This is a genomic window from Afipia carboxidovorans OM5 (genome assembly GCF_000218565.1).
Lineage (GTDB): Bacteria > Pseudomonadota > Alphaproteobacteria > Rhizobiales > Xanthobacteraceae > Afipia > Afipia carboxidovorans.
The window spans coordinates 1,505,621-1,525,762 of the sequence record NC_015684.1; the positions used below are offsets into that span (position 1 = coordinate 1,505,621).

Consider the following 20,142-nt stretch of genomic DNA (forward strand, 5'->3'; position numbering starts at 1 on the left):
ACGACACAGTATGTGTCTGGTCTTTTTTGCCTCGCAATGATGGTAGAGGTGCCCCTCAATAATGCGGCGGGGGTGGTTCGCTGCCGGGTGCGACGGGGATGCTTTCCTCGGCGGCGGCGATGCGGTCGGTCAGCCGCGAGAGTTCGCGCGTCAGCATGTCGATCTGCCGCCACTGTGCGGTGATGACCTGATTGAGCGCCTCGATCGCTGCGTCCTGATGCGTGATCTGTATTTCCAGCGCCTCGACGCGCTTGGCGAGATCGCCTGCGTTACTCATGATCGTCGCCTTCCTGCCGCGCGGCACGCTCGGTCAATCCATGGCCGAGTGCAACGCGTTGATCGAACACGAAGCATTCGCCCTTCCAGCGGCTTTGCGCCTCTGGAATCGTTTCGAGATATTTCAGGATGCCGCCCTTGAGGTGGAAAACGTTCTCGAACCCACGCGACAGCAGATAAGAGCTCGCCTTCTCGCAGCGGATGCCGCCGGTGCAGAACATGGCGATGCTTTTGTCTCGTGCGGGATCGAGCGTGCGGTCGGCGAAATCCTTGAACTCGCTGAAACTGCTAATGTCCGGATCGACGGCGCCCTCGAACGTGCCCATCTCCACCTCGAAGGCGTTGCGCGTGTCGAGTAGCACCATACCCGGCTGCGTAATGAGATCGTTCCAGTCTGCGGCGTCAACATAGGTGCCGACCTGTTGCGTCGGATCGGTAGCGCCGTCCTTGATGGTGACGATTTCCTTTTTCAGCCGGACCTTCATCCGGTTGAACGGCATCTCCAGCGCGGTCGAGAATTTAAGCTCGAGATTGTCGATGCGTCCACCGAACAGCGCACCGTGCTCGATCTGCTTCATCAGCGCGTCGATCGCCACCGCGCTGCCTGCGACTGTGCCGTTGATGCCCTCGGCGGCGAGCAGGATGATGCCCTTGATGTCGAGCGCGACGCACATACTGCGCAGCGGATCGCGCAACTGCTCGAAATCCGGCAACGGGGTGAACTGATAGAACGCGGCGACTTTGTACGGCATCGCGCTGTTATAGTGGCTCGAAGCTCGCGCGGAAAGGCGTGTCAGGCGACGTGAATGGCGGCGTCGTCCGTTTTCACCCGGTTGGGATACGTGAAAATCTCGAACCCGTCGGAACGCGCGATGGCGCACAGCGTGATCCCGGCGCGTTCCGCCATGCGGATCGCAAGCGCGGTTGGCGCGGAAACCGAGACGATCAGCGAAGCACCGATCACGGCAGTCTTCTGCACCATCTCGACCGAAACGCGGCTCGTCAGCAGCACCGCGCCGCTGGCGCCGTCGATCCTGTTGCGGGCGAGGGCACCTGCGAGCTTGTCGAGCGCATTGTGGCGGCCGACGTCCTCGCGGCATTCCAGAATGCCCTTCTCCGGGTCCCAGAAGGCGGCAGCGTGGACCGCGCGGGTCAACGTGTTCAGCTTCTGCAGCGGATAGAGCGCCTGCATCGCCGTCATGATCTGCGCCGGCGTGACGGTGATGCCGGTGCCGACCAGTGCCACGGGTCGCATTGCTTCGGCGATGGAATCGATACCGCACAGGCCGCAGCCGGTCGGGCCGGCGATGTGGCGGCGGCGCTCGCTCTGGCGCGCAGCCTCGGTCCCGCTGAGCCACATCCGCAGCTCGATGCCTTCGTCCTGCGGGACGACTTCCAGTGATTCGATGCCGTCAACGTTATCGATGATGCCTTCCGTCAGGCTGAAGCCGACTGCGAAATCCTCGAGGTCCTGTGGCGTCCCCATCATCACCGCGTGGGTGCTCGCGCCGTAGGACATCGCAAGCGCCGTCTCTTCCGGCACGACGCGGATGCCCTCGCTGAGGCCGTTTTCCCGCCAGATCTGGCGATGGGCTGAAACTGTCGGCTCCGTCATGAGTTGTACCTTCGTCCCGCAAGATCGTTTGAACCAATCATATAGGAAATCATGCGCGTCAGCGTAAGCCGCTTGGCCCCTCCGGCAAGGGCAAAATGGGCCGCAGGCGGGTGTTGCGGCCCAGCGAAGGGTTGCCTGCCGAGAGAGGTAGGTACCGCGGCCCCATTCTCACCGAAAAGCCATGGCGGATTTGACGATATCGGGCAGACGAGAAGGCAGAAGGAGGCGAGGCGGCATTGATGGACAAGCAGGCAGAGCTCTCACCGCGCCGCATCCTTTGCGTTTTCCCGAAATATTCGCCGTCGTTCGGCACGTTCGAATATGCCTATCCGCTGACGGACGGCGTGAAGGCCTTCATGCCGCCGCAGGGCCTGCTGCTGATCGCGGCCGCGCTGCCGCCGTCGTGGAGCGTCCGCTTCATCGACGAGAACATCCGCAGCGCGACGGATGCGGATTTTGCCTGGGCGGAAGCCGTGTTCGTCAGCGGGATGCACATCCAGCGCAAGCAGATCAACGATATCTGCCGCCGCGCGCATGAGGCGGAACGCGTCGTCGCGCTCGGCGGGCCATCGGTGAGTGCATGCCCGGATTATTATCCGGAGTTCGACTATCTGCATATTGGCGAACTCGGCGATGCTACCGAGGAGTTGTTCGTACGGTTGGCGGACGATGTCGCGCGGCCGCCGCGGCAGGTGGCGCTGACGACGCATGAGCGGCTAGCTATGGCGGAGTTTCCGCAGCCCGCCTATGAGCTCATTCCGCTGCGAAAGTACTTTCTCGGCAGCATCCAGTTCTCCAGCGGCTGCCCGTATCAATGCGAGTTTTGTGACATTCCGGGGCTGTACGGCCGCAACCCGCGTCTGAAATCGCCGCAGCAGGTTCTGGCCGAACTCGACAAGATGGTGGCGAACGGGTTGTCCGGCGCGGTGTATTTCGTCGATGACAATTTCATCGGCAATCGCCGCGCGGTGCTGGAATTGCTGCCGCATCTTGTCGAATGGCAGAAACGAAACGGCTATGCCGTGCAGTTCGCGTGCGAGGCGACGCTGAATATCGCCAAACGGCCGGAAATCCTGCAGCTCATGCACGATGCCTTTTTCCTCACCGTGTTCTGCGGCATCGAGACTCCGGACCCGAAGGCGCTGCAGGCGATGTCGAAGCAGCACAACATGATGGTGCCAATTCTGGAGGGTGTGAAAACGCTCAACAGCTACGGGCTCGAGGTGGTGTCCGGCATCATCCTCGGCCTTGATACCGACACCGACGATTCAGGCGAGCGTATTCTCGAGTTCGTCGACCAATCGCAGATTCCGCTGCTCACCATCAATCTGTTGCAGGCGTTGCCCAAGACTCCGCTGTGGGATCGCCTCGCGCGTGCCGGCCGCCTGATTGAAAACACCGAGCGAGACTCGAATGTCGATTTCCTGCTGCCTTATGAGCAGGTGGTGGCGATGTGGCGTGACTGCATGGGCCGCGCCTATACGCCGGAGAAAATGTTCGCGCGCTTCCAGCATCAGATCGAGCATACTTATCCGAACCGCATCCACCCGCCGCCGACGAAGCAGCGCCTCACTGCGGCGAACATCAAGCGTGGTCTCACCATGATGGCGCGTATCATCTGGCACGCGGGCGTGCGCAGCGACTACCGGCGCGAGTTCTGGAAGTTTGCGTGGCCGCGACTGAAGGCGGGCGATGTCGAACGCTTCATCAGTTGCAGCCTGGTGGCGCACCATCTGATTACGTTTGCGCGCGGCGCCTCAAGTGGCCGCCAGACCGCATCGTACTATTCCGACAAGCCGGCCGAGGCCTTGCCGCAGGCCGCGGAATAGCGGGATATTTCAATGATTTGGGCCCTCTCGCATTCCGTGCGGGGGTGGGGTATGATGCCGCCGCTTGGCCGTATCGCCTTGTTTTTATCAATGAAACCAATGGCTTAACGAGACGTGACGACTTTGTTCGCCCAGCTTTTGTCGATTCTTGCGCAGGGTGCGGTGTCCTCCCGTGGGGGCCGCGCATCATGACGGCTGCCGCTGAATTGCGCTCAGGCAAAGGGCACAAGGACGAAAACTTCCCCGTTGCCTCGCACCTTATTCATCCGCGCTACCGCGCGCCGATCCTCGCGTTCTACAATTTCGTGCGCACGGCGGACGACATTGCCGACCATGAGAGCCTGCCGGCGCAGGAGAAACTCGACCAGCTCAATCGTCTCGAAGCGGAGTTGCTCGGCGATGGCGATACCCAGCCGGAAGCGGTGGCGCTGCGCCGTGCACTTGCCGAGCGTGGGCTCGAGCCGCGCCATGCGCAGGATCTGCTGACGGCGTTTCGCATGGACGTCACCAAGCTGCGTTACGAGAACTGGGATGATCTCATCCACTATTGCAGCTATTCGGCGATGCCGGTCGGCCGCTTCGTGCTCGACGTGCATGGCGAGGATCGCGCGACCTGGGCCGCCAACGATGCGCTGTGCGCTGCGCTTCAGATCAACAATCACTTGCAGGATTGCGGCAAGGACTACCGCAAGCTCAACCGCGTTTACGTGCCGCGCGATGCGCTGGAAACCGCAGGTGTTGCAGTCGAAGAGCTCGGCGCGGCCAAATCCTCGCCCTCGCTTCTTGCCTGCCTGCGCAAGCTCGCCGAGCGCAACGAGGCGCTTCTGACGCAGAGCGCATCGTTTTCCTCTCAGGTGAAGGATATGCGGCTCGGCATGGAGATTTCCGTCATCGATGCTTTTGCACGACGGATCGTCGGCCTTTTGAAAACCCACGATCCGCTGTGCGAGAAGGTTCACCTCTCGAAAGGCGAGATGCTGAGGCTCGCCGCTCTTTCGGCTGCGGCGGAATTCGGCCGGCGCATGACCGGCACCAAGTCGATGCCGCGGCTATCCACGGGCGCATGATCCTGCCATGAGCGATGTCGATACAACACCGGCCCGGACGGCCTCCGGCAGCTCGTTCTACGCGGCGATGCGTATCCTTCCGCGCGAGCAGCGCGAGGCGATGTTTCACATCTACAGCTTCTGCCGCAAGGTGGACGACATCGCCGATTCCGACGGCCCGCGTGCTGAGCGCCTCGCAGCGCTGGCGGAGTGGCGGCGCGATATCGATGCACTGTATGAGGGGCACCCCACGCCGCGCGTCGCGCCTTATCAGGCTGCCGTGAAGCGCTTTGGTCTCAAGCGCGAAGATTTCATCGCCATCATCGATGGCATGGAGATGGACGTGCCGGCAGAAATCCGTGCGCCGGATGAGGCAACGCTCGATCTCTACTGCGATCGTGTCGCCAGCGCGGTTGGTCGTCTGTCGGTGCGGGTGTTCGGCCTGTCGGAGGACGATGGCATTGCGCTGTCGCATAATCTCGGCCGCGCGCTGCAACTCACCAACATCCTGCGCGATATCGACGAGGATGCAGGCATCGGCCGGCTTTATCTGCCGCGCGAATTGCTGGCAGGGGCGGGCATTACGTCGAACGATCCGCAGGTCGTTGCGGCCGATCCGAATATCCCGCGGGTTTGCATGCCGATCGTCGCACGCGTGAAAGTCTATTTCCGCGAGGCGGATGCGATCATGGCACGCTATCCGCGCAGCACCGTGCGCGCCCCGCGCATCATGTCGAAATATTATCAGGAAATTCTCAAGCGGCTTCTGGCGCGCGGCTTCGCGCCGCCACGACAGCCTGTGAAGCTCAGCAAGGCAGCGAAGATGTCGATTCTTTTGCGCTACGCGGTGTTCTGATGGAGAGGACCGCTCATATTATCGGCGCCGGACTGTCGAGCCTCAGCGCGGGCGTGCGCCTTGCGAACGAGGGGTTCACGGTCCACGTCCATGAGGCGACGCAATACACCGGTGGCCGTTGCCGTTCGTATTACGACGGCGCAACCGACATGGTGATCGACAACGGCAATCATTTGATGCTGTCGGGCAACCGCCACGTCCGCCATTATGCCAAGACACTCGGCACAGACGACAAGCTCGTTGGCCCGGCGCGTGCGCAATTTCCATTCATGGACATTGCGAGCGGCAAGCGTTGGCTGCTCGATCTCGGAGCAGGGCGGCTGCCGACCTGGGTGTTCAGCGCCAAGCGCCGCGTGCCGGATACGCATGTGCGCGATTATCTCGCGCTGCTGCCGCTCGTCTCGGCGCAGCCGGAGGCGCTCGTTGGTGACACCATTCCGTGTGAGGGCGTGCTGTATGACAGGCTGGTGCAGCCGCTTCTGATTGCAGCACTGAACGTCGAACCGCCGCAGGGCTCGGCGGGTCTTGCAGGCGCGATCGTGCGCGAGACATTGCTTGCGGGAGGCAAGGCCTGCCGCCCGCTGATCGCGCGTGAGGGATTGTCGCCCGTGCTGATCGATCCTGCGATCGAGCTCATCAAGAAGAAGGGTGGCTCGCTGACGTTGGGTCACGAACTGCGGAAGATCGAGCGCTCGCCGCTTCGCGCGACGGGCCTTAACTTCGGCGAGGATACGGTGCCGCTCGGGCCGGGCGATGTTGTCGTGCTGGCAGTGACCGCTCGTGCGGCCTCGGGATTGATGCCCGGCATCAAGGCACCGACGAAATTCCGCACCATCCTCAACGCGCATTTTCGATACACGCCGCCAGCGGGTGTTCCGGATGTGACAGGCGTTGTCGGCGGACTGATCGAGTGGCTGTTTGCGTTCCCGGATCGTCTCTCAATCACCATCAGCGCCGCGGAACGGCTCGTCAATTTGCCGCGTGAAGACCTTGCGCGCGATATTTGGCGCGATATCTGCAAGGTCGCGGACCTTGGCGAAGATGTGGCCGAAGGGCCGTTGCCACCGTGGCAGATCGTGCGCGAGCGTCGCGCAACGTTCGAGGCGACACCGGAGCAGAACGCTTTGCGCCCCGGTGCTGCCACCGAATTGAAGAACCTTTTTCTGGCCGGGGATTGGACGGACACCGGCCTGCCTTCGACGATTGAAGGCTCGATCCGTTCGGGCGATCGGGCCGCCGACCTCATCCTGCAGACGCAAGAGTGACAAGACGACCATGACTTCCGATACCGCAAGCGCAGCCGCGCTTGATCCGCGACGCCTCGCAACGAGCATTACGCGTGCCAGCCGCGCGCTTCATGACGTGCAGCAGCCGGACAGCCACTGGGTGTTCGAGCTCGAGGCCGACGTCACGATTCCGGCCGAATATGTGATGATGCGGCATTATTTTGCCGAGCCGGTCGACGCCGAGATTGAAGCGAAGATCGCGAAATATCTGCGCCGGATGCAGAACGACAACGGCGGCTGGTCGCTGTTCTACGGCCATGAGTTCGACATGAGCGCGAGCGTGAAGGCTTACTACGCGCTGAAGATGATCGGGGATTCGCCCGATGCGCCGCACATGAAGAAAGCGCGCGAGGCGATGCTCGCCCGCGGTGGTGCATCGCGCGCCAACGTCTTCACCCGCATCATGCTTGCGCTGTTCGGTCAGGTGAGCTGGAAGGCCGTGCCGATGATGCCGGTCGAGATTATGCTGCTGCCCCGCTGGTTTCCGTTCCACCTCACCAAGGTCTCGTATTGGGCACGCACCGTTATCGTGCCGCTGCTGGTACTGATGACGTTGAAGCCGCGTGCGAAGAATCCGCGTGGCATCGGCGTCCGGGAATTGTTCTTGGAAGACCCGCAGACGGTCGGCCCGACACCGAAGGCAGCACATCAGAGCCAGTTGTGGTTCACCAGCTTCGATATTATCGACCGCGTGCTGCGCATCACCGATCCGTTCTTTCCCAAGGGTATGCGCAAGCGCGCCATCGCCAAGGCGGAAGCCTTTGTCACCGAGCGTCTCAACGGCGTCGATGGGTTGGGCGCGATCTTCCCGGCGATGGTCAACAGCATCATGATGTACGATGTGCTGGGCTATCCTCCGAACGATCCAAACCGCGCGCTCGCGCGTGAATCGGTCGAGCGGTTGCTCGTCATCAAGGATGATGAGGCCTATTGCCAGCCGTGCGTCTCGCCGGTGTGGGATACGGCGCTCGCCGCGCATTCCATGCTTGAGAGCGGGGAGGCTGCCGATATCGAGGCGGCGAAGGCAGGGCTCGACTGGCTGTTGCCGCGGCAGGTGCTCGACCTTAAGGGCGACTGGGCGGACAAGCGCCCGGACGTGCGCCCCGGTGGCTGGGCGTTCCAGTACAACAATGCCCATTATCCCGATCTCGACGACACCGCGGTCGTGGTGATGGCGATGGACCGGGTTCGGCGCCTCGACGGCACCACAAAGTACGACGAGGCGATCGCCCGCGCCACGGAATGGATTCTCGGACTGCAGAGCGAGAACGGCGGCTGGGCTGCGTTCGACGCCGACAACCTCGAATATTATCTCAACAACATTCCGTTCGCCGATCATGGCGCGCTGCTCGACCCGCCGACCGAGGACGTCACGGCGCGCTGCCTGTCGATGCTGGCACAGCTTGGCGATACGCTCGAGACCAGCGAACCGATGCGCCGCGGGGTCGAATATCTGCGCAAGACCCAGCTTCCCGACGGCTCATGGTTCGGCCGCTGGGGCATCAACTACGTCTACGGCACCTGGTCGGTGCTGTGTGCCCTGAATGCCGTGGGTGTGCCGCATGACGACCCCATGATTGCCAAGGCGGCCGACTGGCTCGAGTCGATCCAGAACGAGGACGGCGGCTGGGGCGAGGATGGCAACAGCTACAAGCTCAACTACAAAGGATACGAGCGCGCTGCGACTACCGCGTCACAGACGGCCTGGGCGACGCTCGCCCTGATGGCGGCCGGGCGGGTGGATCGCGACGCTACCCAGCGTGGTATTGATAATCTTGTGCAATCACAGGAAGCGGATGGCTTCTGGGGTGAACCCTACTACACCGGGGGCGGGTTCCCGCGTGTGTTCTATTTGCGATACCACGGATATTCTAAGTTCTTCCCCTTGTGGGCGATGGCGAGATATAGGAATTTGCGTAGCAGCAACAGCCGGTTCGTAGGGGCTGGAATGTGATTGAGACCACCGGCGAAGACGCCGCACAGCAAATCGAAAAGCCGGTTCTGATCGTCACCGGATTGAAGCAGGAGGCCCGGATTGCCGCGGGCCCCGGCCTCACCGTGATCTGCAGCTCCAGCAATCCGGTTCAACTGCGCGAAATGATGATGTCGTTCGATCCCGCGAGCATCCGCGGGATCGTGAGCTTCGGTGTGGCCGGTGGGTTGAACCCGGCGTTGCGTTCCGGTGACATTGTCATCGCCTCGGAGATCATCGCGTCCAAGGGCCGCTGGCTTGCAGCGGAAGCTTTGAGCCAGGCCTTGTACGGCCTGCCGGAGCAGGGCGCACATCGCATCGTGCGCGGCGTTCTTGCCGGCGTTGAAGAGGTCGTGCTCGGCCAAACCGCCAAGGCGGCGCTGCGTTCGGCGACCGGCGCTGATGCGGTTGACATGGAAAGCCATATCGCGGCGCGCTATGCTGCGCAGCACAGCCTGCCGTTCGCGGCGCTCCGCGTTATCAGCGACCCTGCGCACCGTGCGCTCCCTGCAATCGCGGCGGCGGCTTTGAAGGCCGACGGCAACGTCGATGTCTGGAAGGTGATGCGCGGCATCGCCCGCAGTCCCTCGCAGATCCGCGCACTGGTGCATTCAGGACGCGATTTCAATCGCGCACTGCGTGGCCTGCGCAGCTACCGCAGCCGCCTCGATGGTGCGATGGCAATGACGGCCTTGGGACGTTGAGGCAGCTATCGTCAGACTGCTCCGAATAAATGGAGCGTCACGGATGAACGAGAGCGCTTTCGATCATTACTTCAAACATATCGATGATGTCGAAGGCTGGCTGAGCAAGACCACCGCCATCCTTTCAAACCGCTTGATGCGTCATCAGAGTACTGGTGGGCTAGTCGGGCCTATCTGCGAAATCGGCATTCATCACGGCAAATACTTATCGCGCTTGCCTCCGAACTGCGCCGGGATGAACAAGCCATCGCGATCGATCTTTTTGAGAATCAGGAAGAGAACATCGACCATTCGGGCATGGGCGACCGGCACATGTTCGAGGGAAATGTCACGAAATTCCTGAACCCGGCGTGCGTCATTACTCTTCACACCAATTCGACACGTCTGTCGCCCGGGGATATTTCGAAGTACGGCAAGATCCGGTTTTTCTCGATCGATGGTGGGCATACGGAGGCGATCACGGCTAACGACTTGCGCCTTGCGGAGCGCACCATCGCCACTGGAGGAATTGTCGCGCTTGACGATATTCTGCATCCGTCATGGACCGGCGTGATCAGTGGATATGTGCGCTACAAGCGGGAGGGCGGCACGCTGCGGCCCTTCGCTCTCGTGCCCAACAAGCTATTTTTGACGGACGGCAGCTCAGTGGCGTCGTATCGCTCTTTCATGCGGTCGGAATTCCCCCATTTGACCGATCAGCAAGATAGGGAATTCATCGGTGATATGGTCGATGTCTTCAGGGAGCTATTGCCGGAGCGGCCCAGATGGACATCGCGGTTCAAGACGAAGGTTCGCAAGAGGGTGAAAAAGATTAAACGGCTGATGAGACACTGAGACCGGCAAGATCGAGTATCGCCTGCAGGCAAATAAAAAGGCGCGAGATTTTTCTCGCGCCTTTTTGCTGGATGATGGTTGAGCGGATCAGGCGGCGCTGGTCGCCTTCTCTGGAGCCGGCTTCCCGGTGGCAGCCTGCGCGGCAAGCTTCGCAGCCGCTTTCGCCTCGGCTTCCTTGGCTTCGTCGGCGCGCAGCTCCGAGAGGCGCTTCTGCACCTCGGAGGAGAAGACGTACTGCGCCGGGCGCTGCTTGGAGAGATCGATCTCCGGCGCCATCGGGCCGCTCGTCTTGATGCCGCGAATCGCGACCCACGCCGCCTTGAGCGGATTGGTGATCGCCGCATTGGCCGCCGTCGGCTCGTAGCCGCAGTGCGCCATGCAGTTCGCGCACTTCTCGTACTTGCCGGTGCCGTAGGAATCCCAGTCGGTGGTGTCCATCAGCTCCTTGAAGGTCTTGGTGTAGCCTTCACCGAGCAGGTAGCACGGCTTCTGCCAGCCGAAGATGTTGCGTGCGGGCATGCCCCACGGCTCGCAATGGAAGTTCTGGTTGCCGGCGAGGAAGTCGAGGAACAGGCTCGAGTGCATGAAATTCCACTTCTTGCCCTTGCCGCGTGCGAACACGCCGCGGAACAGCTCCTTGGTCTTCTTGCGGTTCAGGAAGTGCTCCTGATCCGGCGCGCGCTCGTAGGCGTAGCCAGGCGAGATCGAGACGCCGACGCCGAGCTCGGTGGTGTAATCCAGGAACTTGGCGATTTCCTCGGCGGGATAGTTGTCGAAGATCGTCGCGTTGACGTTCACGGTGAATCCGCGCGCCTTGGCGGCCTTGATCGCGGAGACGGCGCGGTCGAACACGCCGGTCTGGCACACCGACTGATCGTGGTGATCGCGCAGACCGTCGAGGTGGACGGAGAAGAACAGGTAGGGCGAGGGCTCGAACAGATCGAGCTTCTTCTCGAGCAGCATCGCGTTGGTGCAGAGCGAGACAAACTTCTTGCGCGCGACGAGGCCGCGCACGATCTCACCGATCTCCTTGTGGATCAGCGGCTCGCCGCCCGGAATGGCGACCATCGGCGCACCGCACTCCTCGGCCGCGTCCCAGCATTCCTGCGGGCTCATGCGACGATTGAGGATCGCATCCGGATAATCGATCTTGCCGCAGCCGGCGCAGGCGAGGTTGCAGCGGAACAAGGGCTCGAGCATCAGCACCAGCGGATAGCGTTTGCGCCCGAGAAGCTTCTGCTTCACGAGGTAGGAGCCAATCTTGATTTCCTTGAAAAATGGTATGGCCATGAGGCAGCGTCTTTCCGATTAGAGCTCTGCCCCGGCTCTGACTCTGACCGATGTCAGCTCAGGGGGCAGTTTGAACTCGATGTTTTCCTCGCGCCCCGGCAGCACATCCACGGTAACCGGGACGATGCGGCGTAGGGCGTCGATCACGTCATCGACGAGAACTTCCGGAGCAGAGGCCCCGGCGGTGATTCCAACCGTTTTGACGCCATGGAGCCAGTCCGGATTGAGCTGGCTGCCATCGGCAATCAGATAGCTCGGGACACCGACCTCGGCGCCGATTTCACGCAAACGATTGGAGTTGGAACTGTTGGTCGCGCCGACAACAAGTATCAGGTCGGCATGCTTGCTGAGGTCGCGGACCGAAGACTGACGATTCTGTGTAGCATAGCAGATATCGCGGGTATCGGGCCCCTCAAGATCGGGGAATCGGGCTGCGAGCGCCGCGATGATGTCCTTGGTGTCGTCGACGCTGAGCGTAGTCTGGGTAATGTAGGCGACCGGCGCATCGGTCGGGATGTCGAGACGGGCGACGTCCTCGACGCTCTGCACGAGCGTCACCGGGCCCGGCACCTGACCCATGGTCCCGACAACCTCCGGGTGGCCGTCATGGCCGATCAGAACCAGGCGGCGGCCCTTGCCGACGTAGCGCTTGCCCTGATTGTGGACCTTGGAGACGAGCGGGCAGGTGGCATCAAGCACCGGCAGGTTACGGGACGCCGCTTCCTGCTCGACGCTCTTCGCAACGCCATGAGCGCTGAACACCGTGATGGCATTGTCCGGTACCTCGTGGACATCCTCCACGAACACCGCGCCCTTGGCCTTGAGGCTTTCGACCACATACTTGTTATGGACGATCTCATGGCGGACGTAGACCGGCGGGCCATATTGCTCGAGCGCGCGTTCGACGATTTCGATCGCACGAACGACGCCCGCGCAGAAGCCGCGCGGTTGTGCCAGCAGAACTTGAATTGGGGCTCTGTTAAGCAAGCTGCACCGCGTCGATTTCGTTTTCCCGGCCGAGCGCCTCGAACACACGCGTGACGATGCCTTTGGCATCGAGTCCGGCCTTGGCGTACATGGCGGCAGGGCTGTCCTGATCGATGAACACGTCGGGCAGCACCATCGAACGCACCTTCAGGCCCTTGTCGAGCACGCCGTGCTCGGCGAGGAGGTGCAGGACGTGGGCGCCGAAGCCGCCGATCGAACCTTCCTCGATCGTGATCAGCACTTCATGCTCGTGTGCGAGTTTCAGCACAAGATCGGTGTCGAGAGGCTTTGCGAAGCGCGCATCGGCAACCGTGGTGGTGAGGCCATGCGACTTCAGGATGTCCGCAGCCTTCAACGATTCCGCAAGCCGTGTGCCGAGCGAGAGGATCGCAACCGACGAGCCCTCACGCACGATGCGGCCCTTGCCGATTTCGAGTGGCGTGGGCTCGGTGGGAAGATCGATGCCGACACCATCGCCACGCGGGAAGCGGAAGGCGGACGGACGGTCGTTGATCGCAGCCGCGGTCGCGACCATGTGAACGAGTTCGGCTTCATCCGCCGCCGCCATGATGACCATGTCGGGCAGACAGCCGAGATAGGCGATATCGAAAGAACCGGCGTGGGTCGGGCCGTCGGCGCCGACGAGACCAGCGCGGTCGATCACGAAGCGAACCGGCAGCCTCTGGATCGCGACGTCATGGACGACCTGATCGTAGGCGCGCTGCAGGAACGTCGAATAGAGCGCGACGAACGGCTTCATGCCTTCGGTGGCGAGACCCGCGGCGAACGTCACCGCGTGTTGCTCGGCGATGCCGACATCGAACGTGCGTTCGGGGTGGACCTTCTGGAACAGGTCGATGCCGGTGCCGGACGGCATTGCGGCAGTGATGCCGACGATCTTGTCATCAGTTTCGGCAAGCCGGGCGAGGGTGCTGCCGAACACGCTCGTATAAGACGGCGCGTTCGCCTTCGCTTTGTTCTGCTTGCCGGTTGCGACATCGAATTTGACGACGCCGTGATATTTGTCCTTGGCGGTTTCGGCGTGGCTGTAGCCTTTGCCCTTCTGCGTCACGACGTGGACGAGCGTTGGCCCGACCTTGGAGTCGCGCACGTTTTTCAGGACCGGCAGCAACTGATCGAGGTTATGGCCATCGATCGGGCCGACATAATAGAAGCCGAGCTCTTCAAAGAGAGTGCCGCCGGAGATCATGCCGCGGGCATATTCTTCCGCGCGCTGCGCACCCTTTTCCATGAATTTCGGTAGCCGCCGCGCCACTTGCTTGCCGATCTCACGCAGCGAGCGGTAGGCGTTGCTGGAGGTGAGACGCGTCAGATACGACGACATTGCGCCGACCGGCGGGGCGATCGACATCTCGTTGTCGTTCAGAATAACGATGAGGCGCGAATCCATCGCACCCGCATTGTTCATTGCCTCATAGGCCATGCCTGCCGACATCGCGCCATCGCCGATCACCGCAACCACGCTGCGATTTTCGCCGGCGAGGTCGCGCGCAACCGCCATGCCAAGGCCAGCGGAGATCGATGTCGAGGAGTGCGCGGTGCCGAAGCAATCGTATTCGCTTTCGGCGCGCTTGGTGAAACCGGACAAACCGCCACCTTGCCGAAGCGTCCGAATCCGGTCACGTCGACTAGTCAGAATCTTGTGAGGATAAGCCTGATGGCCGACGTCCCAGATGATGCGATCGTCGGGCGTATTAAAAACATGATGTAACGCAACAGTGAGTTCCACCACGCCCAAGCCTGAACCGAGATGGCCTCCGGTTACCGCCACTGTGTTGATGGTTTCCGCGCGCAGCTCCTGGGCGAGCTGAGTGAGCTCACTTTCTTTGAGCTTGCGCAAATCGGAGGGACAGTTGATCTGGTCGAGCAGCGGGGTGGATGAGGTCATAAGAGGGGGGTCCGAACGTACAAGAACAAGACAGGAACGGCGAGCGAGTGTATCATTATGGCAGCTATTAAGCAGTAGTTCTCAGCAACTTTCCGCCTTATGCCACTATTGTGTGCCCTAAGGGCACCTATCCAACAGGTCAGAGTTAACCGGCTGACCTTTTTAAAACGCGCAATCCCACGATTTGATCGTTTCAGATAGAAAGAAAACCCGTGCTGACAAGGATAATTGTCTCTCTGGTGAAGACATGCACGCGCTACGCATGGCTTACCGTCATTCTTGGCGTTATTTTGGCGGCAGTCTCCGGTTTATATGCGGCGCAAAATTTTGCGATCTCGACCGACGTTAACAAGCTGATTTCCGAGCATCTGGACTGGCGGCAGCGCGAAATCGCCTATGAAAAGGCATTTCCCGGCCGAAACGAGCTGATTCTCGCCGTTGTGGAGGCGGCGACCCCCGAACTTGCAACCCAGGCGAGTGCCGCGCTCGAAAAGAAACTCACTCCGCAGACCGACAAGTTCAAGTCGGTGATGCGCCCGGCCAATACCCCGTTCTTCGAGACCAACGGCCTTCTGTTTCTGCCGACCGAGGAAGTCGGCAAGATCACCGGACAATACGCGGCGGCACAGCCGTTTTTCGACATTCTGCATGATGACCCGAGCATCCGCGGCCTCACCGGCGTGTTGCAGACCGGGCTGCAGGGCGCCGAGCGCGGGAAGCTTCCACGCGAATCGCTGACGCGGCCCCTGAACATTGTCTCCGACAGCCTCGAACAAATCTTCGCGACCGGCGACGGGACCTTCTCCTGGCGCAAGATGACGAGCAGCGAACCGCTGACCGCCTCCGACCTGCGTTCCCTCATCCTGATCCAGCCGATTCTTGACTATCAGGCGCTGGAGCCCGGCAGAGTCGCGACCGACGCCATCCGTCAGGCGGCGCGTGACCTGTCTTTCGACCATGATTTCCATGCCCGCGTGCGCCTGACCGGCCCCGTTCCGATAGCCGATGAGGAATTCGGCACGGTGCAGGAGGGTGCCTTCCTCAACGCGACCATTACCATTCTGATCGTGATCTTCATCCTGTGGCTTGCGCTGCATTCGCCACGGATCATTATCGCGGTGCTGGTGACGCTCTTTATCGGCCTGTCGGTCACGACTGCGGTGGCGCTGTTACTCGCGAATTCGTTCAACCTGATATCGATCGCGTTCTTCGTTCTGTTCGTCGGACTTGGTGTCGATTTCGGCATTCAGTTCAGCGTCCGCTATCGCGCTGATCGCTACGAAATTCCCGACCTGCAGGAAGCGCTCGAGTCGGCAGCGAAGCACGCGGCCGTGCCTCTTACGCTTGCGGCTGCGGCGACGGCGGCAGGATTCCTGTCGTTCCTGCCGACGAGCTACGAGGGCGTGTCCGAACTCGGCAAGATCGCCGGCGCCGGCATGCTGATTGCGTTCTTCATGGCGGTCACGGTGCTGCCCGCGCTGTTGAAGATCCTCAATCCGGCCGGCGAAAAGGAGCCGGTGGGCTATGCCTTCCTCGCACCGGTCGACAAATTCCTCGACGATCACCGCGTCGGCATTGTTGTCGGCACGCTCGGCATTGCGGTTCTCGGCCTGCCGCTCCTGTATTTCCTGCACTTCGACTTCAACCCGATGAACCTGCGCAGCCCGAAGGTCGAGTCGATTGCGACCTATCTCGATCTGCGTCGCGATCCGACCACGGCGAGCAACGCGGTCGACCTGCTGGCGCCGTCGCTGGCGGCGGCAAAGGAGGCGCAGGAGCGCCTTGCCAAGTTGCCGGAGGTCTCGCGCACCACGACGATCGAGAGCTTCGTGCCGGACGACCAGCAGGCGAAGCTCGGCCTGATCCGCCGTGCCGCCGGGGCGCTCGATCCAATCTTCAAGTCGCAGCCGGGAAGCCCCGCGGAGGACTTCGACAATGTTGCGGCGCTGACCGATGCCGCCGCGAGTCTGAAGCGCACCGCAAGCAAGTCACCGCCCGAGGTTGCGGCCGCGGCGAATCGTCTTGCGGGAAATCTCACGCGGCTCGCGCAGTCCGACAAAAAGGTGCGCGACAAGGTCGAAACGATCTTCCTGTCGCCTTATCGTACGCTGGTTGAGCAGGTCCGCAATTCGTTGAAGGCGCAGCCGATCACGCTGAAGAACCTGCCGCCGGAGATCGTCAGCGAGTGGATGACGCCGGACGGCCGTGCCCGCGTCGAGGCGTTGCCGAAGGGCGACCCCAACGACAACGACACGCTGCGCAAGTTTGCCGCTGCCGTTCAGAAGATCGAGCCGCTGGCCGTTGGTGGGCCGATCTCGATTCTCGAATCGGGCGATACCATCGTCATGGCCTTCATTCAGGCCGGCGGCTGGGCGCTGCTGTCGATCGGCATCCTGCTCTATATCGTGCTGCGCAGGTTCAGCGACGTGCTGCTGACGCTGGTGCCGCTCATCCTCGCGGGCGTAGTAACGCTGGAGATCTGTGTCCTGATCGGACTGCCGCTCAATTTCGCGAACATCATCGCGCTGCCGCTTCTGCTCGGTGTCGGCGTTGCGTTCAAGATCTATTACATCACCGCATGGCGGGCAGGGCAGGTCGACCTGCTGCAATCGAGCCTGACGCGCGCGATCTTTTTTAGCGCGATGACGACCGCGACGGCGTTCGGCAGCCTGTGGCTGTCGAGCCATCCCGGTACGTCGAGCATGGGTAAGCTGATGGCGCTGTCGCTCGTGACGACGCTCGCCGCTGCGGTGCTGTTTCAGCCCGCGTTAATGGGTCGCCCGCGCGATGTCGGGGAGAAGACAGATGTCTGAGGCGGGGTCCTGAGGCGCTGCGGCGGTAGCGCCCGGCGCCGCAGCACCTGCGGGCGGAGCTTTCTGCCCGATGGTGCGCGGAGGAACTGAGCCGGTGGCCGGCGGCGCCTTGGCGCCGGGATGTATGCCCGGCGTCGGGTTGGCGGCCATCGGAGCCGGCGCTGGTTCAAGGACGCGTGTCCAGGTCTCTCCGCCGCACAGGATACCGAGTACGCAGCCTTCCACCTTCAGCTTGTTGGGGGAGGCAAGCTTGATCGAGGCTTCGTAGGTCTTGCCGTTCTTGGCGTTATAGATCTCGCCGTCCCACTTGCCCTTTTCATCCTCGTCCATCTTCATGTTGAGGAGGACAGGCATACCGAGCGTCGGCCGGTTCTTTTTGGCCTTGTCGGGATTCTTGCTGTCGAGGCCGCCCGGTGTCTTTTCCGAGGCGACCACCCCCCAGAGACGGTTGTTGCAATTGGCAATGCGGATCGTGGCCACACCTTCCTCCACCCGCCATTCGCCGGGGATTTCGGCGGCATGAGCCGCACCAAGCGTGCCGAGGCCAAGTGTGCCGAGCAAGACGATCGCCGAACAAGCTAATTTCCGCATGAACCCTCGCGTAAGCTGCTTGCGAAAGTAAATCGCATTTTTCCAGGATGTTCCACCGGCCGGTGACAGGCGGTCGCGCTTTTTTCGGTTGACGAACAGCCTGTCAGACGACGTATGTACTGCATGGTGAAAGCAAATCTAGACATTTCCGAGATAGTCGCCGACCGCCAGTTTCAGCGCGGCGCGCTGCATACGAGATACCTGAACGAACAGCTCGTCCGGGTTCTTAAAACGATTGGTTACGACGTCGGGTTCCAGCGCGGGCAGGGCCAATACCTGTTCGATCGCGATAATGTCCGTTATCTCGACCTTTTGAGCGGGTTTGGCGTGTTTGCGCTCGGCCGCAACCATCCCGTGATTCGCGACGCTCTGAAAAGCGTGCTCGACAGCGAGTATGCGAACCTCGTCCAGCTCGATATTTCGACGCTGGCAGGTGTGCTGGCGGAACGCCTGATTGCGCATGTGCCCTACCTCGATAAGGTGTTTTTCGCCAATTCCGGGACCGAATGCGTCGAGGCGTCGATCAAGTTCGCCCGCGGCGCGACCGGACGGACCAAGATCGTCTATTGCGACCACGGCTACCACGGCCTCAGCTACGGCTCGCTGTCGCTCACTGACGATGCGAATTTCCGCGGCGGCTTCGGCCCGCTGCTGCCCGATTGCTCGGTCATTCCCTTCAACGATCTCGCCGCACTGGAGCAGGCGCTGGCGTCGCGCGACGTCGCGGCTTTCGTTGTCGAGCCGATCCAGGGCAAGGGCATCAATATTCCGGACGACGATTATCTGCCGGGCGTTGCGGCGCTCTGCAAGAAGTACGGCACGATCTTTGTCGCCGACGAAATCCAGTGCGGCCTTGGACGCACCGGCCGCTTCCTCGCGGTCGAGCACTGGAATGTTGAGCCCGACATGGTGCTGCTGTCGAAGTCGCTCTCGGGCGGTCATGTGCCGGTCGGTGCGGTGCTGACGCGCAAGGCGATCTTCGACAAGATTTTCGATCGCATGGACCGTGCTGTCGTCCACGGCTCGACCTTTGCCAAGAACGATCTTGCGATGGCGGCGGGTATCGCGACGCTCGACGTTCTGAAGTCCGAGAAGTTGATCGAGAATGCCGAGCACTGCGGCAACCGCCTCAATGCGTCGATCAGCGCGATGATCCCGCGCTACGAGCTTCTGAAAAAGGTGCGCGTCAAGGGCCTGATGGTCGGCATCGAGTTCGGGCCGCCGAAGTCGCTGGCGCTCAAGGCATCGTGGAATTTGCTGGAAACGGCGAGCAAGGGGCTGTTCTGCCAGCTCATCACCATTCCGCTGTTCAAGGATCACAAGATCCTGACGCAGGTCGCGGGGCATGCGAGCCATACGGTGAAGATGCTGCCGCCGCTCACCATCACGGATGAAGATTGCACCTGGATCGAGACGTCGCTCGACGAGGTGATCGCGGCGAGCCATCGCGTGCCGGGAGCGGTGTGGTCGCTCGGCAAGACGCTGGTGGACAACGCGGTGCGGAAGTCGGCGTGATGCGTTTCTCGGTTTAAGACCGTCGTTCCGGGATGGGCCCCGCAGGGGGCCAGACCCGGAATCTTTCTCGACATTGATGCGGACTCGCAGCACCAGATTCCGGGTTCGCTCGCGAAGCTGCTCGCGCCCCGGAATGACGTAGAAACCTGCACGGCAAAAAGCCGCCGCATCCTCGATGCGGCGGCTTTTTGTTGATCCGGAGTTGTCTTACTGGCCGTGGCTGACGAGGACGCCGTCACACGCCTTGCTGAGTTTGGGGCGATGCTGCTGCAGGCAGGACAGGATTACGAGGTCCGACTGGTCCATCACGGCGCGGCAGTAGCGCGAGACGTCCTTTGCGCAAGCCTTCTGCTCCTCGGGGGTGCCGCTGCGCGACTGTCCCTGGGCGAGAACCGCGGCCGACGAGGACGCAAGCAATGCGGCAACGAGAAGTGTTCTGATCATCTTCGTCCTTCAATCTGATGGCGACACGAATCGCACTGTAATGCCGCACGGCTTGGGTGCCGGTGACAAGCGAAAAATGCCGTTCGCGCCTGCCGGATTCCGTGCGGGCGTGCAGCCCCGCACCGGGAATATTTCGTCCTTGTGCGGATCAAATGTGGCAGCAATCGTGCCGCTG

At 61.7% G+C, this 20,142-nt stretch carries 18 protein-coding genes; 10 read left to right on the plus strand and 8 right to left on the minus strand.

Annotated elements, in window-relative coordinates; genetic code table 11:
* Positions 1 to 55 precede the first annotated feature (55 nt).
* From OCA5_RS07010 to fdhD, 3 genes are read right to left on the minus strand one after another with little or no spacing between them, the layout of a single operon-like run.
* Positions 56 to 277 carry a SlyX family protein gene (locus OCA5_RS07010; RefSeq protein WP_012563815.1) on the minus strand — a complete coding sequence of 74 codons (222 nt, stop codon included), beginning with the start codon at positions 275 to 277 and terminating at the stop codon, positions 56 to 58.
* Positions 270 to 1,028: an oxygen-dependent tRNA uridine(34) hydroxylase TrhO gene (gene trhO, locus OCA5_RS07015; RefSeq protein WP_012563814.1), complete on the minus strand. Its 759-nt coding sequence runs from the start codon at positions 1,026 to 1,028 to the stop codon at positions 270 to 272. The genes OCA5_RS07010 and trhO overlap by 8 nt, the downstream gene beginning before the upstream one ends.
* Positions 1,029 to 1,069: 41 nt before the next feature.
* Positions 1,070 to 1,891 carry a formate dehydrogenase accessory sulfurtransferase FdhD gene (gene fdhD / locus OCA5_RS07020; RefSeq protein ID WP_012563813.1) on the minus strand — a complete coding sequence of 274 codons (822 nt, stop codon included), beginning with the start codon at positions 1,889 to 1,891 and terminating at the stop codon, positions 1,070 to 1,072.
* A 239-nt stretch (positions 1,892 to 2,130) separates the two neighbouring features.
* On the opposite strand from fdhD, the gene OCA5_RS07025 reads away from it, so the two are divergent.
* The 8 genes from OCA5_RS07025 (at position 2,131) to OCA5_RS07055 (ending at position 10,418) form a co-directional block, all read left to right on the plus strand.
* Complete coding sequence (locus OCA5_RS07025; protein WP_012563812.1) at positions 2,131 to 3,720, plus strand: B12-binding domain-containing radical SAM protein; 1,590 nt, start codon at positions 2,131 to 2,133, stop codon at positions 3,718 to 3,720.
* A gap of 188 nt (positions 3,721 to 3,908) precedes the next feature.
* Positions 3,909 to 4,787, plus strand: coding sequence for a squalene synthase HpnC (gene hpnC, locus OCA5_RS07030; RefSeq protein ID WP_012563811.1), 879 nt, complete (start codon positions 3,909 to 3,911; stop codon positions 4,785 to 4,787).
* 7 nt (positions 4,788 to 4,794) lie between these two features.
* Entirely contained in the window at positions 4,795 to 5,622 is an 828-nt protein-coding gene (gene hpnD / locus OCA5_RS07035) for a presqualene diphosphate synthase HpnD (protein ID WP_012563810.1), read from the plus strand.
* Positions 5,622 to 6,887: a hydroxysqualene dehydroxylase HpnE gene (gene hpnE, locus OCA5_RS07040; RefSeq protein WP_012563809.1), complete on the plus strand. Its 1,266-nt coding sequence runs from the start codon at positions 5,622 to 5,624 to the stop codon at positions 6,885 to 6,887. Before hpnD ends, hpnE begins: the two co-directional genes overlap by 1 nt.
* 10 nt (positions 6,888 to 6,897) lie before the next feature.
* The gene (gene shc / locus OCA5_RS07045; RefSeq protein WP_012563808.1) at positions 6,898 to 8,862 is read left to right on the plus strand and encodes a squalene--hopene cyclase; all 1,965 of its coding nucleotides are present in this window, start codon (positions 6,898 to 6,900) and stop codon (positions 8,860 to 8,862) included.
* On the plus strand, positions 8,859 to 9,584 hold the full coding sequence (locus OCA5_RS07050) for a phosphorylase (protein ID WP_012563807.1): 726 nt from the start codon (positions 8,859 to 8,861) through the stop codon (positions 9,582 to 9,584). The genes shc and OCA5_RS07050 overlap by 4 nt, the downstream gene beginning before the upstream one ends.
* 43 nt (positions 9,585 to 9,627) lie before the next feature.
* Positions 9,628 to 9,927, plus strand: coding sequence for a hypothetical protein (locus OCA5_RS19130; RefSeq protein ID WP_148261423.1), 300 nt, complete (start codon positions 9,628 to 9,630; stop codon positions 9,925 to 9,927).
* Entirely contained in the window at positions 9,837 to 10,418 is a 582-nt protein-coding gene (locus OCA5_RS07055) for a class I SAM-dependent methyltransferase (RefSeq protein ID WP_244396200.1), read from the plus strand. Before OCA5_RS19130 ends, OCA5_RS07055 begins: the two co-directional genes overlap by 91 nt.
* Positions 10,419 to 10,505: 87 nt before the next feature.
* On the opposite strand, the gene hpnH is transcribed toward OCA5_RS07055, so the two are convergent.
* The 3 genes from hpnH to dxs are packed head-to-tail and all read right to left on the minus strand — an operon-like array spanning position 10,506 to position 14,604.
* The gene (gene hpnH / locus OCA5_RS07060; RefSeq protein WP_012563805.1) at positions 10,506 to 11,708 is read right to left on the minus strand and encodes an adenosyl-hopene transferase HpnH; all 1,203 of its coding nucleotides are present in this window, start codon (positions 11,706 to 11,708) and stop codon (positions 10,506 to 10,508) included.
* An 18-nt stretch (positions 11,709 to 11,726) separates the two neighbouring features.
* Entirely contained in the window at positions 11,727 to 12,695 is a 969-nt protein-coding gene (gene ispH, locus OCA5_RS07065; RefSeq protein ID WP_012563804.1) for a 4-hydroxy-3-methylbut-2-enyl diphosphate reductase, read from the minus strand.
* Positions 12,688 to 14,604 (minus strand): 1-deoxy-D-xylulose-5-phosphate synthase, encoded by a 1,917-nt coding sequence (gene dxs / locus OCA5_RS07070; protein WP_012563803.1) that lies wholly within the window; start codon positions 14,602 to 14,604, stop codon positions 12,688 to 12,690. Before dxs ends, ispH begins: the two co-directional genes overlap by 8 nt.
* A 212-nt stretch (positions 14,605 to 14,816) precedes the next feature.
* Here dxs and hpnN point away from each other — a divergent pair, with 212 nt between their 5' ends.
* Positions 14,817 to 17,417 carry a hopanoid transporter HpnN gene (gene hpnN, locus OCA5_RS07075; RefSeq protein ID WP_012563802.1) on the plus strand — a complete coding sequence of 867 codons (2,601 nt, stop codon included), beginning with the start codon at positions 14,817 to 14,819 and terminating at the stop codon, positions 17,415 to 17,417.
* Here the strand turns inward: hpnN and OCA5_RS07080 are convergent.
* A complete protein-coding gene (locus tag OCA5_RS07080; RefSeq protein WP_012563801.1) occupies positions 17,373 to 18,008 on the minus strand; it encodes a DUF2147 domain-containing protein in 636 nt (211 codons plus the stop codon). The genes hpnN and OCA5_RS07080 overlap by 45 nt on opposite strands.
* A 123-nt stretch (positions 18,009 to 18,131) precedes the next feature.
* On the opposite strand from OCA5_RS07080, the gene OCA5_RS07085 reads away from it, so the two are divergent.
* Positions 18,132 to 19,523 (plus strand): aspartate aminotransferase family protein, encoded by a 1,392-nt coding sequence (locus OCA5_RS07085; RefSeq protein WP_012563800.1) that lies wholly within the window; start codon positions 18,132 to 18,134, stop codon positions 19,521 to 19,523.
* A gap of 207 nt (positions 19,524 to 19,730) precedes the next feature.
* Here OCA5_RS07085 and OCA5_RS07090 read toward each other — a convergent pair whose 3' ends face one another.
* A complete protein-coding gene (locus OCA5_RS07090) occupies positions 19,731 to 19,967 on the minus strand; it encodes a hypothetical protein (protein ID WP_012563799.1) in 237 nt (78 codons plus the stop codon).
* Positions 19,968 to 20,142: the final 175 nt, after the last annotated feature.

Bases quoted from the DNA above. Each gene is read 5' to 3' on its own strand.
- OCA5_RS07090 (WP_012563799.1), bottom strand. From the start codon at position 19,967: ATGATCAGAACACTTCTCGTTGCCGCATTGCTTGCGTCCTCGTCGGCC.
- hpnC (WP_012563811.1), top strand. From the start codon at position 3,909: ATGACGGCTGCCGCTGAATTGCGCTCAGGCAAAGGGCACAAGGACGAA.
- OCA5_RS07080 (WP_012563801.1), bottom strand. From the start codon at position 18,008: ATGCGGAAATTAGCTTGTTCGGCGATCGTCTTGCTCGGCACACTTGGC.
- shc (WP_012563808.1), top strand. From the start codon at position 6,898: ATGACTTCCGATACCGCAAGCGCAGCCGCGCTTGATCCGCGACGCCTC.
- OCA5_RS19130 (WP_148261423.1), top strand. From the start codon at position 9,628: ATGAACGAGAGCGCTTTCGATCATTACTTCAAACATATCGATGATGTC.
- hpnD (WP_012563810.1), top strand. From the start codon at position 4,795: ATGAGCGATGTCGATACAACACCGGCCCGGACGGCCTCCGGCAGCTCG.
- dxs (WP_012563803.1), bottom strand. From the start codon at position 14,604: ATGACCTCATCCACCCCGCTGCTCGACCAGATCAACTGTCCCTCCGAT.
- trhO (WP_012563814.1), bottom strand. From the start codon at position 1,028: ATGCCGTACAAAGTCGCCGCGTTCTATCAGTTCACCCCGTTGCCGGAT.
- OCA5_RS07025 (WP_012563812.1), top strand. From the start codon at position 2,131: ATGGACAAGCAGGCAGAGCTCTCACCGCGCCGCATCCTTTGCGTTTTC.
- OCA5_RS07010 (WP_012563815.1), bottom strand. From the start codon at position 277: ATGAGTAACGCAGGCGATCTCGCCAAGCGCGTCGAGGCGCTGGAAATA.
- fdhD (WP_012563813.1), bottom strand. From the start codon at position 1,891: ATGACGGAGCCGACAGTTTCAGCCCATCGCCAGATCTGGCGGGAAAAC.
- hpnE (WP_012563809.1), top strand. From the start codon at position 5,622: ATGGAGAGGACCGCTCATATTATCGGCGCCGGACTGTCGAGCCTCAGC.
- hpnH (WP_012563805.1), bottom strand. From the start codon at position 11,708: ATGGCCATACCATTTTTCAAGGAAATCAAGATTGGCTCCTACCTCGTG.
- OCA5_RS07085 (WP_012563800.1), top strand. From the start codon at position 18,132: ATGGTGAAAGCAAATCTAGACATTTCCGAGATAGTCGCCGACCGCCAG.